Origin of the sequence: Bacillus sp. SIMBA_074 (assembly GCF_046534555.1) — a bacterium.
GTDB classification, from domain to species: Bacteria; Bacillota; Bacilli; order Bacillales; family Bacillaceae_G; genus Bacillus_A; species Bacillus_A mycoides.
Genome location: NZ_JAWRYM010000004.1, coordinates 36799 through 51568 on the forward strand (window position 1 = coordinate 36799; position 14770 = coordinate 51568).

General features: G+C 36.5%; 17 protein-coding genes and 1 pseudogene. 17 read left to right on the forward strand and 1 reads right to left on the reverse strand.

The annotated features are described in order from the left end of the window. Positions 1–176 precede the first annotated feature (176 nt). The 4 genes from SB773_RS06745 to SB773_RS06760 all read left to right on the forward strand — a co-directional run bounded on the left by SB773_RS06745 (position 177) and on the right by SB773_RS06760 (position 3602). A complete protein-coding gene (locus SB773_RS06745) occupies positions 177–638 on the forward strand; it encodes a VOC family protein (protein ID WP_002125581.1) in 462 nt (153 codons plus the stop codon). Between the two features lie 255 nt (positions 639–893). Further along, complete coding sequence (locus SB773_RS06750; protein WP_410589137.1) at positions 894–1946, forward strand: proline racemase family protein; 1053 nt, start codon at positions 894–896, stop codon at positions 1944–1946. Positions 1947–1965: 19 nt separating this feature from the next. Beyond that, complete coding sequence (locus tag SB773_RS06755; RefSeq protein ID WP_410589139.1) at positions 1966–2943, forward strand: ornithine cyclodeaminase family protein; 978 nt, start codon at positions 1966–1968, stop codon at positions 2941–2943. Between the two features lie 146 nt (positions 2944–3089). Further along, positions 3090–3602: a protein kinase gene (locus SB773_RS06760; RefSeq protein WP_410589141.1), complete on the forward strand. Its 513-nt coding sequence runs from the start codon at positions 3090–3092 to the stop codon at positions 3600–3602. 108 nt (positions 3603–3710) lie between these two features. Here SB773_RS06760 and SB773_RS06765 read toward each other — a convergent pair whose 3' ends face one another. Continuing rightward, complete coding sequence (locus SB773_RS06765; RefSeq protein WP_410589143.1) at positions 3711–4049, reverse strand: hypothetical protein; 339 nt, start codon at positions 4047–4049, stop codon at positions 3711–3713. Positions 4050–4367: 318 nt separating this feature from the next. Here SB773_RS06765 and SB773_RS06770 point away from each other — a divergent pair, with 318 nt between their 5' ends. From SB773_RS06770 to SB773_RS06830, 13 genes and pseudogenes are all read left to right on the forward strand, one after another. Beyond that, positions 4368–5957 (forward strand): ABC transporter substrate-binding protein, encoded by a 1590-nt coding sequence (locus SB773_RS06770; RefSeq protein WP_016101720.1) that lies wholly within the window; start codon positions 4368–4370, stop codon positions 5955–5957. 147 nt (positions 5958–6104) lie between these two features. Continuing rightward, positions 6105–7055: an ABC transporter permease gene (locus SB773_RS06775; protein WP_002125592.1), complete on the forward strand. Its 951-nt coding sequence runs from the start codon at positions 6105–6107 to the stop codon at positions 7053–7055. Between the two features lie 6 nt (positions 7056–7061). After that, positions 7062–7913, forward strand: coding sequence for an ABC transporter permease (locus SB773_RS06780; protein WP_002186601.1), 852 nt, complete (start codon positions 7062–7064; stop codon positions 7911–7913). Positions 7914–7940: 27 nt separating this feature from the next. Then, entirely contained in the window at positions 7941–8933 is a 993-nt protein-coding gene (locus tag SB773_RS06785; RefSeq protein ID WP_410589146.1) for an ABC transporter ATP-binding protein, read from the forward strand. Continuing rightward, positions 8926–9897, forward strand: coding sequence for an ABC transporter ATP-binding protein (locus SB773_RS06790; protein WP_002087305.1), 972 nt, complete (start codon positions 8926–8928; stop codon positions 9895–9897). Before SB773_RS06785 ends, SB773_RS06790 begins: the two co-directional genes overlap by 8 nt. Positions 9898–10036: 139 nt before the next feature. Beyond that, positions 10037–10258 (forward strand): annotated as a pseudogene (locus SB773_RS06795) (nucleotide excision repair endonuclease); the annotation flags it as partial. A 169-nt stretch (positions 10259–10427) separates the two neighbouring features. Next, a complete protein-coding gene (locus SB773_RS06800) occupies positions 10428–11057 on the forward strand; it encodes a hypothetical protein (RefSeq protein WP_410589148.1) in 630 nt (209 codons plus the stop codon). A 123-nt stretch (positions 11058–11180) separates the two neighbouring features. Further along, positions 11181–11354 carry an ornithine cyclodeaminase gene (locus SB773_RS06805; RefSeq protein WP_255449034.1) on the forward strand — a complete coding sequence of 58 codons (174 nt, stop codon included), beginning with the start codon at positions 11181–11183 and terminating at the stop codon, positions 11352–11354. A 128-nt stretch (positions 11355–11482) separates the two neighbouring features. Then, positions 11483–11779: a WXG100 family type VII secretion target gene (locus SB773_RS06810; protein ID WP_002125598.1), complete on the forward strand. Its 297-nt coding sequence runs from the start codon at positions 11483–11485 to the stop codon at positions 11777–11779. Positions 11780–11965: 186 nt separating this feature from the next. Next, complete coding sequence (locus tag SB773_RS06815) at positions 11966–12241, forward strand: TIGR04197 family type VII secretion effector (RefSeq protein ID WP_003193249.1); 276 nt, start codon at positions 11966–11968, stop codon at positions 12239–12241. 41 nt (positions 12242–12282) lie between these two features. Next, positions 12283–12645: a DUF3958 family protein gene (locus SB773_RS06820; RefSeq protein WP_016094664.1), complete on the forward strand. Its 363-nt coding sequence runs from the start codon at positions 12283–12285 to the stop codon at positions 12643–12645. Beyond that, positions 12642–14282 (forward strand): T7SS effector LXG polymorphic toxin, encoded by a 1641-nt coding sequence (locus tag SB773_RS06825; protein WP_410589151.1) that lies wholly within the window; start codon positions 12642–12644, stop codon positions 14280–14282. Before SB773_RS06820 ends, SB773_RS06825 begins: the two co-directional genes overlap by 4 nt. Positions 14283–14302: 20 nt before the next feature. Further along, a complete protein-coding gene (locus tag SB773_RS06830; RefSeq protein ID WP_074594986.1) occupies positions 14303–14755 on the forward strand; it encodes a YrhA family protein in 453 nt (150 codons plus the stop codon). Positions 14756–14770: the final 15 nt, after the last annotated feature.

Below are 14770 nucleotides of genomic sequence, written 5' to 3' on the forward strand. Positions count from 1 at the left end.
GAATTTGAAGAATCCCTTCTCACAAAGTGAAGCTTTAATCAGTGGTAGTTTTTCCTCAGCATTAGGACTACGAAATTGAAAAATATTTAAAGAAAATACGATATCACTTCTATTTCTAGTTTATTAAAGTAGGCTTTATAGTAAGGATTTCTAAAAATATAAAGGAGGGATATGCTTTGTTTCCAGGTACTTTATATGAAACACATGTTAAAACAAAAAATTTAGAAGTGGCAAAAGAGTTTTATACTAAACTTGGATTATTTCATGCTCGCACTATTGAAGAACGCCGTGTAGCTTTCTTTTGGTTTGATAAAGAAAATAAGAAGGAACAAATGCTGGGCATTTGGGAAGTATCGGAAGAAGCATTCCATACAAGTCACTTTGCATTCAAGGTTAACTATGAAGAAATCATTCATGCAAGAGAATGGCTTCTTAATAAAGGAATAAACCCAAGGGCTGCTTTCGGTCTTGAACCTTCCGAGCCTATGGTTCAAACTTGGACACCTAGTGCAAATCTTTATTTTTATGATCCTGACGGCAATTCTTTAGAATTTCTATGTTTACTCCCTGAAAAGAAAAAAGTAAAACAAGATGTCATGTATTTGAGTGAGTGGGAAAGCTTGGAGAGTGAAGAATAAATTCGATTTTCAACTCAAATCCCGCAAAATTATGGCTTAAATCACCCCCGGAGTTTTCGGGGGATCTTTTTGTTTTAGGGCTAATAATCACCTACTGTATAAAAAAATAGACAGTAGTATGTATTTTTCAAAAAATGTATACAGATTTATCCCGCATTAACTGCCCGTAAAAGCCCGATTGGTGTGGGCTAATAATCAGTGGGGGATGAAGCCCCCCCACTGATTAAAGTTTCACTTTATACTCTATGCGTTGGCATGATACTTGCATTGAAAATAGTATTAACATATAGGGGAGAGATAGAAATGAAGGTTAGTAAAATATACACAACAATTGATGCTCACGTAGCTGGGGAACCACTTCGAATCATTACGGGCGGAGTGCCAGAAATAAAAGGAGAAACGCAATTAGAAAGACGAGCATACTGCATGGAACATTTGGATCATCTTCGCGAGGTTCTTATGTATGAACCGAGAGGACATCACGGAATGTACGGTTGTATCATTACTCCGCCCGCAAGTCCTCACGCTGATTTTGGCGTATTATTTATGCACAATGAAGGCTGGAGTACGATGTGTGGTCATGGAATTATCGCTGTTATTACAGTAGGAATTGAAACTGGTATGTTTGAAGTGATAGGGGAAAAACAAAAGTTCATTATTGATAGCCCTGCCGGGGAAGTTATTGCGTACGCAAAATTTAACGGGAGCGAAGTAGAGTCTGTATCATTTGAAAACGTTCCTTCGTTCGTATACAAAAAAGACGTTCCTATCAAAATAGATGACTATGAATTTCAAGTAGATATCGCATTTGGCGGGGCGTTCTACGCTGTTGTAGATAGTAAAGAATTTGGTTTGAAAGTCGATTTCAAAGATTTAGCTGCAATTCAAACGTGGGGCGGTAAAATTAAACATTATATTGAAAGTCAAATGGAAGTAAAACATCCACTTGAAGAAGATTTAAAAGGAATATACGGAGTTATTTTCTCAGATGAACCGAAAGGAAAAGACGCTACTTTACGAAATGTAACGATCTTTGCTGATGGGCAAGTAGACCGTTCCCCTTGCGGTACAGGAACATCCGCAAGAATCGCAACTCTTTTTGAAAAAGATGCGTTACAAAAGGGAGGAATTTTCGTCCACGAATGCATTACTAACGGGAAATTCGAGGGGGAAGTATTGTCGGTAACCGCAGTAGATACATATGGAGCTGTCATTCCGAAAGTAACGGGGAATGCATTTATTACAGGATTTCATCAGTTCGTTGTAGATCCGAGGGATGATTTGAATCGGGGATTTTTGTTAGGATAAGAGGAGGAGGTGGAAAGATATGCTAGTCATAAGCGCGAACGAACAACGAAACTTAGTAAATATGAAGGAAGTCATTGAATACGCGGCGCTTGCTTTAAAAGAATTTTCAGCAGAAAGAACGATCACACCAATTCGCGGCTCATTACCATTTGCGAACGAGCAAAATACCGCATTAATTATGCCTTCAGTAGCGGAAGGACTCGAAGCGCTCGGTTTAAAAGTAGTAACGGTAGCTCCACATAATAAAAAGATAGGAAAGAAAACGATAAACGGGATCGTTATGCTATCAGACTTTCAAACGGGAGAACCAATCGCACTTTTAGAAGGATCGTACTTAACGATGATTCGAACAGGCGCCTTGTCAGGAGTAGCGACAAAACATTTAGCTCGTCATAACGCAAAAAACTTATGCATTATCGGTACCGGTGAACAAGCGAAAGGAATTGCAGAAGCTGTATTCGCGGTTAGAGATATCGAAAAAGTAATTTTATACAACCGAACGGAAGAAAAAGCCTATGCATTCGCGCAATATATACAAGAGAAATTCAATAAACCGGCTTACGTCTACAGGGATCCAAATGAAGCAATAAGCGAAGCAGACATCATCGTCACAACAACGAATGCATCCACACCAGTCTTCTCAGAAAAACTACAAAAAGGCGTCCACATAAACGCCGTCGGTTCATTCAGACCGAGCATGCAAGAACTACCATCTCACGCCATCGCTAACGCAAACAAAGTAGTAGTCGAATCAAAAGAAGCAGCACTCGAAGAAACGGGTGACCTTCAAGTTCCTATAAAAGAAGGATTATTTGAAGCGAGCGACATCCACGCCGAACTTGGTCAGATTATAAGCGGGGAAAAGGCTGGTAGGGAGAATGATGAAGAGATTACTATTTTCAAATCAGTAGGTTTAGCAGTAGTAGATATAATTGTTGCGAAGTATTTGTATGAAAAAGCGGTGGAGAATGGAATGGGTACTATGATTCAGTTGTGAGGCTGCCTTTTGGTGGTCTTTTTGTTTATAATGCGCGTATGCATCTCAATTGTAATGTGTAGTGTTTGCAAAGAAATTATGTGATATATCATATATTCTGTTAAAATTAAACAAAAATGCATATAAGAAATTGCAGGTGAGAAACCTTGGATTTAGTTCGAAAATTAACTTGTATTTATGGCTTAGGGCTTTGCTGTGGGTTGTGGAGTAAAGCTGAAGTAATTCAATGGTGTGATAAATTGATTGAAGCAAGTGACAGTCCGCCATATGAAATAATTGAGATATCCTTAATGTCTAAAGCAAAGATAGATGATATTGAAGGGAAGTTATTTGAGTTTAGTAGCACAGTTGATGAAGAATACACTGTTAAGTTAACTCTTTCCGTCATTCATGAAAAACTAAAAAAACATGAACTGACCATTGAAGAATCAATTAAATGCACCACTAGACTTTTAGTCAACAGGGGGGTGCATTGGGAGGCGGAATACTTTGAATTGTATAGTCTAGACGATAGCTATGACTTAGCTAAAGATGGTGTTCATTTTGATTTAAGTCAAGTTATTCATACATATATTGAAATGTTAAGTATTTATAGTAAGTATTTTAGTGGGTTTGAAAAACTGTATTTTAAAGTAATGGGAAATGAATGGAGATTTTAATGTATATCAGTATTTGATTAGCTTTGTTTGTCCCTTATTTTCCAATTGGAGAATAAGGGACAAAGTTTTATGAAGGAGTAAATTTAGATATCAAGTATGCAGATTTTTTTACCATTCCCGCCATTCTTCTGTTATATCTTCTTCGGATTCTAAGCCAGCTATTCGTGCTGCTGTATCGATAAATTCATAGAGATCTTCTCTTTCCATTGTTTCGATAAAATAGTCATGTTCCTCATTTAATTCATTTATATTAACAACTACTTCTTTAACGACTTGCATTACTTCGACTTCGGTTGGAGTCTCGCCTAATTGCTCTAGATGGTTAATGTAAGTGTCAAGAACCTTATTTGTTGCACTTATATTTTCTTCAGTGAAAAACTCGCCATCTTCATCATGCTCAACCCATGGGGTTGTTGGTTTGTTTTTTTTCAATTCATCAAATGTCATAAGAGCCTCCTAAAAGTGTTTTTTATCTTTAATCTCATTCTACATTTTCAATTATATATAACAACCATTTCAGAGAAACTTTCTGTAGGCTGCTAGTTTTTCAACTCATTTTACGAGGCTACCTATTCGTGGTCTTTTTATTTTACTCCCCGCATAAATATAGTTTATTGCAAGAATTCATTAATAGATTTCAAACTGTCTATCTTTGCGAAAAAGTTTGACAATACATACGGGTAGTGGTAATTTAAAACCTATAAGAAAACTCGGTATTAATTCCGAGTTTTCTTATAGGTGTAAATAGTCGAGAGGGGTCGAAATATGAAGAAGAAGTTGTTTGCATTACCATTTGTCCTACTATTACTTATTGCATTAGCGGCTTGCTCAGGGGAGAAAGATTCTTCGAAGCAAGCAGGAACTAGTAAATCAGGGACTCCGAAAGATGGAGGAACGTTAACGGTTGGTGTTAGTGATAATCCAGATACGATGAACCCGCTTTATGCGAATGATCGAGTGTCATTAACGATACAGCAAGCTTTATATGCACCGCTGTATCATATGGAAGACGGTAAGAAAAAGTTTGTTCTTGCTGAGAGCTTTACGCCTTCAGAGGATCAATTAACATGGACTTTAAAATTAAAGGATAATTTGAAATGGCATGATGGTAAGAAAATTACATCAGATGATATTGTATTTACATTCAAATCTATTCTAGATGAGAAGCAAAATAGTTCAAGCCGTGAAAACTTTATTTTTAAAGGAAAGCCGCTTGAGGTGAAAAAAGTGGATGAGCTAACGACTCAATTTGTATTACCACAAGTAAGTGCATCTTTCGAAGGGGTTATGAACGATTTCTTCCCAATTCCGAAACATGTATTTGAAGGTGAAGCAGATTTAGTGAAGAGTAAGAAAAACCTACAACCTGTAGGATCAGGTCCATTTAAGTTAAAAGAGTTTAAATCAGATGAATATGTTGCGTTAGAGCGATTCGACGATTATTTTGCTGGTAAAGCGAAATTAGATTCTGTCGTGTACCGCGTTGTAAAAGACCGTAATACAGCAAACGTTTCACTTCAAAATGGTCAAATTAATATGAAGATGATCGAACCGCAAGACTTTAAGAAATTAGATAGCACTGGGAACTTCTCAATGGTCACATTCCCTGAAGGTAGATTATTCTACTTAGCTTATAACTTTAATACAGATCTTATGAAGAAAAAAGAAGTGCGCCAAGCAATTGCGCATGCATTAGATAAGAAAGAAATGATTAACTCAGCGTTCGTTTCTAGTCAATTTGCAGAACCGGCAAATTCAATCTTAACGCCAGACGCTATGTATTATGCGAAAGATATTAAAGAGTATAAGTATGATCAAAAAGAAGCGAAAGATTTATTAGCAAAAGCTGGTGTAAAAGATAAAGAAAAAATCCGCGTTATGTATGTAACGAATAATAAAATCATGGAAAGTCTAGCACTTTATACACAGCAAAAATTACAAGAAGTTGGCTTACAAGTTGAACTAAATGCATTAGATGCTAGTGCGGCAAGTGAAAAAGGCTTAGATAAAGAGAATAAAGAATATGACATTACATTTGGTGGTTACATAATGGGACCAGAGCCAGATTCATATAAGAGCTTATTCTTAAGCAATGCGGAATACAATTATGCACGTTATAAAAATGCTGACTTCGATAAGTTATGGGAAGAAGCTGCGGTTGAAACAGATAAAACAAAACGCGCAGAGCTATACCATAAAATTCAAGATACAGCGAGAGAAGACTTACCTTATCTTCCAATCGCATATCCGAAAGCAGTTATTGCAGTAGATAAAAAGTTTGATGGATTAAAAGAAGCAAAAGCAATTCCAGTTACAATGTTTGAAGATCTATCAAAGATTTATGAAGTGAAATAAGAAACTGTAAAGAAGCTGGTGAAAATCAGCTTCTTTATCCCGCTTTAATGGGCAGTAAGACTCCCACCTCAAAACTTGGCGAATGCGAGGAAGTTAGGTGGAAGTCCCACTGATTAAAGTTTCACTTTATCTTGAGGGGGGAAGTTTGTGTATAAAGTAATTGCAAAGAGGCTGTTAAATGCAATTCCGCTTTTATTTGTTATTTCTATTATTTCTTTTTTATTAATAAAACTAGCGCCGGGCGATCCCGTTCGAAACTTTGTAACGCCGAATATGAGTCCGATTGACGTTGAACGTATTCGCAAAAGTTTAGGACTAGATCAGCCGATTTACGTGCAATATTTTTTATGGTTAAAAAATATTTTAACAGGGAATTTTGGATACTCACTTCAAAACCATCGTCCTGTTTTAGAACTTATTACAGAAAGATTACCCGCAACAATCGGGTTAATGGGATCATCTTTACTCGTCTCATTTGTAATCGCAATACCGCTTGGACTATTTACAGGTGTGAAAAAGAACTCGTTCTTTGATCGCATTGTGAACTTCATCTCCTATGTAGGAATCTCAATGCCTGTCTTTTGGTTCGCTTTACTATTAATCTACTTATTCTCTTTAAAGTTGAACATGCTTCCGAGTATGGGTATGCGCACAGTCGGTCAAGATTCCTTCTTGGATATTGTCCAGCACGGTATTTTACCTTGCATGGTGCTAGCGTTCCAAAACATCTCTGTCTATATGAGATATATTCGCTCAAGTACAATTCAGCAATTAGAGGAAGATTACGTACAAATTCAATATGCGTACGGTGCTTCACAGAAAACAGTTTTATTTAATCACGTACTTCGAAACGTATTAATACCGATCATTACAATCTTCGGATTATCCATTCCGAGTTTAGTAGGCGGAGCGTTCATTACGGAAACAGTATTCTCATGGCCGGGACTTGGTTCACTCGGGGTAAATGCTATTTTTAGATTTGATTATCCAATTATTATGGCAATCACATTATTATCATCGTTCATGTTAATTCTCGGTAATTTAATTGCTGATATTTTATATGGCGTAGTAGATCCACGCATTCGAATGAGGGGGTGATTTGGAATGAACAATAGGAGATTTCAAACGATAAAAAATAGTTTTACAAAAAATAAGTTTGTAGTAATGGGAGTTATTATACTGGGTGTTTTAACAATCGCGTCTCTTTTCGCATTCGTATCACCGTATGATCCTAGCAAAATGTCTATTCCAGATCGTTTACAAGAACCGAGTTTAAGTCATCCGTTCGGCACAGATGATTACGGAAGGGATTACTTAACGAGAGCGTTATATGGCGGACGAGTTTCCCTTGCTGTTGGTTTTCTAGCGATGGTTGTTTCCATTACAATCGGGACCGCAGTAGGAACAATTAGCGGATATTTTGGCGGAAAGTTAGACAACTTCTTAATGCGAATTGTTGAAGTTTTAATGTCAATTCCATCATTCTTTTTAATGCTACTATTAAATGCGTATTTAAAACCAGGAATTACAACGCTTGTTCTTATTATCGGATTATTAACGTGGATGGATACCGCGCGTATCGTAAGGGCAGAAACGTTATCTGTAAAAGAGCGTGAGTACGTTTTATATGCAAAAGTATCTGGACAAAAATCATTGATGATTATTGTAAGACACATCATTCCAAACATTTTATCAACCATTATAATCGCAGCGACATTAACGATTGCGACATCTATTTTAATGGAATCATCACTTAGCTTCTTAGGATTAGGTATTAGAGAACCAGATTCTTCTTGGGGCAGCATGCTAAATAATGCGCAAGGATATATAGGTGAAGCTTGGTATTTAACACTCTTCCCAGGGTTCCTTATTTTATTAACAGTACTAAGTTTTAACGTAATCGGTGAAGCGTTGAAAAAAGCTTTCGCGCCAAAAGGGGCTCATCATGAGAACTAATGCTTTAAATGAGGGGGAGTGAAAAGCGTGTCTGAAAAACTATTAGAAGTGAAAAACTTAAAGACTTCTTTTTTCATAGAAGACGGCGAAGTAGAAGCGGTTCGCGGCGTTTCATTTAGCTTGAAAAAGGGTGAAGTCGTTGGGATTGTTGGCGAATCGGGAAGCGGAAAGAGCGTTATGGCGAAATCCGTTATGGCCCTCGTTACGTCGCCAGGGAAAGTGAAAGAAGGAGAGATTCTTTTTCAAAATGAAAACGTGCTTTCTAAATCGGAGAAAGAATTGCGTTCGATTAGAGGAAATCAAATTTCACTCATATCTCAAGATCCAATGTCGGCATTAAACCCAGTTGTGAAAATTGGTAAGCAAATGACGGAAGTAATTATTCGGCATCAAAAAGTGAAAAAGAAAGAAGCACAAAATATCGCGGTCAACTTACTAAAACAAGTCGGTCTTTCTTCACCGGAAGAAAGGGTAAAACAATATCCGCATGAACTAAGCGGCGGTATGAAGCAGCGGGTTATGATCGCAATGGCAATGTCTTGTAACCCAGACCTTCTCATTGCGGACGAACCGACGACTGCGCTTGATGTAACGATACAAGCACAAATACTAGATTTAATGAAAAACTTAAAAAACGAAACGAATATGTCGTTACTTCTTATTACGCACGATCTTGGAATTGTTGCGCAAAACTGTACACGCGTTATTGTTATGTACGGTGGACTTATTATGGAAGAAGGACAGGTACTTGATATTTTCCAATCGCCGAATCATCCATATACGAAAGGGCTATTAAACTCTCTGCCAAAAATATCGAACGGAGTAAAAGAAAGACTAGCACCAATTCAAGGTGTAACGCCCAACTTACTACACCCGCCGAAAGGTTGCCCATTCGCAGAGCGTTGCCCACATAAAATGGACATTTGTGAAAAAGAACGTCCACCATATTTTGAAATCGAAAACGGAAGACGCTCCATGTGCTGGCTAAACGATAGGGCGGTAGGTGATTCACATGCATGAAGAAAACTTAATTGAAGTTCGGAACTTAAAAAAGTATTTTCCTATCAAAAAAGGACTATTCGGCAGAAAAACAGAGCAATTAAAAGCAGTCGATGACCTAAGCTTCACAATTAAAAAGGGTGAAACATTCGGACTAGTAGGGGAATCCGGCTGCGGGAAATCAACGACAGGAAGAAGTATCATTCGCTTACACGATGTAACGTCAGGTAACATCCTATTTGACGGAAAAGATATCGCGGACCTAAAGGAAAGTGAACTAAAAGAATACAGAAAACGAATGCAAATCATTTTCCAAGACCCATACGCATCATTAAACCCGACAATGAACGTATTCCAAATTATTAGCGAACCGATGAACATTCATGGCTCTTACACAGCCGAAGAAAGAAAAGAAATCATTCTAGACCTTCTCAAAAAAGTAGGACTAAAAGAAGAACACCTATATCGCTATCCGCACGAATTTAGCGGAGGCCAAAGACAGCGCATTAGCATCGCGCGCGCACTATCTGTAAAACCAGACTTTATCCTATGTGATGAACCAATCTCAGCACTAGATGTATCAGTCCAAGCACAAGTGGTAAACATGCTGCAGGACATTCAAGAAGAAACAGGCGTCACATACTTATTCATCGCACATGACCTATCCATGGTAAGACACATCTCAGATAGAATCGGAGTCATGTACTTAGGAAACATAGTAGAAATTGCCGACAGCGAAGACTTATACACAAAACCGGCACATCCATACACACAAGCACTACTCTCATCCATGCCAGAACCAGATCCAACAAACACAGGCAAAGAACGGATCATTCTGCAAGGGGAAGTACCAAGCCCACTAAACTCACCATCCGGCTGTAAATTCAGAACGCGCTGCAAATTCGCCACTGAAAAATGCGCACAGGAAGTACCGAAGATGGTTGAGATTGCGAAGGGACATGAGGTGGCTTGTCATTTGTTTTAGGGGGGAAAGCATCGGGGGGGGGGGGCCTGGTGCTTTTTTCTTTTATGTGGGGGTGTGGGATTAGTTGTAGACTAATGGTCAGCGACTGTCTATATTTGCATCTCCTATCATATAATTCCCCTTATTTTTTAACTATGATTTTAATGACGAACTTCTTTTTGTTGGGAAAGCACGTAAAGTAAGACAACGTATTAAAAAGCATTTTGAAGATAATGTATCACCAATTAAAAATCATCGTGATGAAGTGTATTGTATTGATGTATGTATTGTAGAAGATCCGATGGAAAGAGAAATTTACGAAACATATATGATTAACGAATTTCAAGCGAAGTATAATGTGGATAAAGTATTTTATAAATAACATCAACGTAAAACATGATCTTGGTACTACATCAAGATCATGTTTTTTATATGCAATAAAAACGATTGATTATTCTTAATCATTCGACAAAATACAACAATTTAAGATCGTATTTTTTGCTATGATAAGTAAGGAATTTATATATCGTGTTATTGGGGGATAAAAAGAGATGTTGAAAAAATTGACTACATGTATTTTAGGGGGCGCTTTAGTATTCAATTTATCTGGTTGCGGCAATACATCCGACAAAACTTCTTCAGAATCTAAAGAAACCAATTCTAAACAAGAAGAAAAGAAAGTACAAACAACTGATGAGGCGAAACCGAAAGAGAATGCAAAGCAGAAAAATACAGAACAAACAAAAGAGAAATCAAAGGTAAAAGAAAAAGAGTATGCTGTAAACAAGGATTTTCATACACCTAAATTTGATGTAACTGTAAAAAGAGTTGTAGAAAGAGATAAGGTTGGTAAAGAAAGTATAGGAATCCAAGAACCTGAAAATGGACATGTCTTTATTGTTGTAGAAGTAGAAGGGAAAAACATCACAAACGAATCGATGAAATTAGCCGTTTTACCATCAGTGGATTTAGTGGATGAAAATGATAATGCTTACCAAAGTGATGTGTGGGCAGCTAGTAGTTATGAGGTTGAAAAAGGCGAGACCTCTACTATTACTAAGGAATTAAAACCAGGGGAGGTAAAGAGACAAAATAAAGTTTACGTGATTAATAAAGAAAAATTTGATACAGGAAAATGGTATGTACTTGTTAACCATGAGTATAAGGAACAAATTAAATAGTGTTTATTTATTAAGAGGAGATAGCTCCTCTTTTTTTGTTACAAGTTAACACAAAATTCCGTTTTGAGGACACTATTAAATTTTTAAGTTGATGGAGATAGGACGCTACCCCTAGACGAAGAGATTACTATTTTCAAATCAGTTGGTTTGGCTGTAGTAGATATTATCGTTGCGAATTATTTGTATGAGAAAGCGGTGGAGTGCGGGATAGGATTGAGTTTTGAGGGACTGCCTTTTGGTGTTCTTTTTTGCATAAAATCTTGTAAAGCAAGAAAAAGTAGAATATTTAATGATTAGAATTGATAATATTCTACTATTCAATAGAAAGATAAAACGTTTAAAAGTTCAAAATAATACATTATAATATTTTTAGTAAAATTAACCAAAATATATTTTACTTATTATGTATTAAAGGGGAAATGAAAATGGCTGGACAAATTCGTATGTCACCAGAGGAGCTTAAATCAAAAGCGACTCGATATGGACAAGGTGCAAATCAAATTGAGGATATTTTACGTCAATTACAAAACTTACAAAATGAATTAAGAGGAGAATGGGAAGGTCGTGCTTTCGAAGGTTTTGATCAACAGTTCAATGAATTAAAGCCAAAAGTACAAAGCTTTGCACAGCTATTGCAAGAAATTAATATGCAGCTGAATAAAACTGCAGAGGCTGTTGCTTCTCATGATGAAGAATTATCACGTAATTTCGGTTTGAAATAAAAATTGTTTTACTCTATATAACAAGCATTTCAAATGAGCCATACAGCTTATATTGTATGGCTCATTTGATTGCGTGCCCAGCTTAGCTGGACACACGTTTAAAAAGAGTGATATTGATAGAGAAATTTCATATATCTATTGGGATTTCTTTGGCATGTTCTGAAAATTAGAGAAAGGATTTGAGTGATGGGACAATTTCAAAGTAATTTTCAAACGGCACAACAAATTGCTACGCAGATGAGAACAGCTTCGAATATGATCCAAAGTGCAACAACTCGTTCTATAACAAAGGCGACGCGTACAACACTATCTGTTAATTCCAAAGCACAAGAAGCGAATCAACAAATGTTAGATTTTACGAAACAATTTTCTACTGCCTTTCAACAAGCGGTCGATAATATTCATTCAGTAGCCCAAGAGTTTGAGAGAATGGATAACGAACTTCACAACACTTTTCGCTAATGTGACAACCTACATAAAGGTAAAATGGTAGGAGGAATATGATGAGTCAAGATATTGAAAAACAAATCAATCAAGTAAATCAAAAGTTAAGAAGTGTATTTGAAGAACAAGACCGAAATCAATCCGCGATTCACATTCAGGAGCAAGCGGAAGCAGATTTTTATGAATGGAGAGGTCGAAGCCATCGTTTGTTTGATCGAATTTTAGGAACTTGGCATGATGATAGAGAAATGTCTCAGTTTTTTATGAATACATATCAAGATGCAAAACATATTGAAAGAAAAGTCACATTTGAATTGGAAAACAAAAAAGAAACGCTGCTTAAAGAAAGACGAGACCTTAGTGATTTAGAAAACGACCTTTCCTATCAACAACAACAATTAGCAAGGGAGGTCAATGCATGAGTTTAAATATGTATTTAGGAGAAGTACAAAGCCAAACTCAAAGCATGAATGCTGTATGTACCGCTACCATTCAAGGCATGGAACAAGCCATTCAGTCGATTGACGCTTTTGCAACTGATACTGTGTTACAAGGGCAAACATATAGCAGTGCAAAATCATTTTTTGTACAAACCTTTCGTCCTTTAGCGCAAGGAATTATTTATCTGTGTGAAGAGTTAATTCGTCAGAACGATGCTTTTCCAAGTCAATTTCAATCACAAGTCGCTTCCACAGATGTAATTGAACAAGAAATATTAGAACAAATTCGAGAAATTGACCGAATGAAAGCAAGTATGGAAGCCATCAGTCAAGCTATGCCAATCCCAGGTATGGAAGCTATGGCAAATCTTTTTACTGTCATGAGGAAAAAACTGCAAGAAAAATTAGAACATCTATATGAATTTAATTATACTTCTAGTAGTAATTATGATACAGCACTTCAACTAGCTGCTAGTATCGCACAAGGTTTAGCAGAGGTACAAAGTGGAAAAGGTTTTAGTCCTGCAAGTGGTACATTTAGTACACAAGGGTTGAATATGGAATGGACAACTTCTATTCAAGCGATTACAGAAGAGAGGGCACGACAAGCTGCCAATTCAATTGAAGAAGGTGAAATGTGTGGTAAGCTACCTGAAAAATCTACTGGTGAAAAAATTTGGGACGGTATTGTAGATGGTACGGAACAAGCAGTTAGCGATACAATAGATGGAATAAAAGCTTTAGGAGACTGGGAAACGTGGGAAAACATGGGGAACGCTGCTTTGCACCCTATTGATACCCTTAGTACCATGTATAATGCATTATCGGATTCATTTATTAATGATGTAATAAATGGAGACGCAGAAAGTCGGGCAAAGTGGGGAAGTTATGCTTTAACTCAAATTGGGCTAGGTCTCATTGGTGATAAAGGATTAAGTAAAGTATCGAAGGTAGCAACTACTGCAAATCTAACAAAAGGTATGTCCAGAGTAACTAATTCTGCTAAATATAGAAATGCAATAAACGTATTAAATAATTTTAATTTAAACATTGGAAACCGTTTTGCTTATGCTGGTATTGGGGGAAGTTCTTTAAAATCTAGCTTTATTGATACTTATCAAACAGCTAAGGATAAGCTATCACCTTATCAATATACTAAAAGGACTACGGATGGTGACATTTTTGTTGGTAAATTATATGGAGAAGATGTAATTCTTAAAGATGTTAAAGTTGATGAAATTACTTATTCTAAGAGAACCCGAGAAGAAACTGATCAACTTCGGAAGGAATTTGATAGAAGTGTCAGAAAAGATTTTCTTAAATCCTTAGTTAATGACCCTGTTAAGCTTGCTGAACTTAAGAATGCTGGTATATTAGATGGGGATATAGAATTGATGAAAAGAGGAAAGCCTCCAATAGGGTGGCAAGTACATCATAATCTTCCATTAGATGATGGAGGGACAAATGCATTTGAAAATTTAACTTTAATACAAAATCACCCATATCATAAAGCTATAACTAATACACAACGTACATTAACTAAAGGCTTACAACCTGGAGATAGTGTAGACATAAGCTGGCCTATACCGAAATATAATATCTACCCTAAAGGGGAATAAATTTAGAAAGAGGTTTTTATATGTGGAAAAATATGATTTTGGAAATTGGAGATATATTGAAAAGTGTTAATTATAAGCTGAATACACCCGCAACGGATACTGAAGTTCAAAGATTAAGAGAACATGTAAAAGAGAAATTTAATGTTGATTTACCGAGGGAATACGAAGAGTTTCTTAAAACTGTAAATGGTTTAGACTTTGATGGACTGGTACTTTACGGAGTTGATTCTTCTTTATTAGAAACAAAAAAAGATGAACATATTTGCGGCTTTATAGACACGAATGAGATTTGGTATGAAAATGAATTTCAAAAAGAGTATCTTTTCTTTGGCGATTCAAATATTGCGTGGTTTTGTAAAAGTTTATCAGACGGTACTTATTTAGAACTTGATAAACCATCAGGTACGGTAATGAACACATATAATGATTTTAATACAATGCTTGAGGAAGCGTTAAAAATAACCCTTCTTTAATAGGAGGTAGTAAAA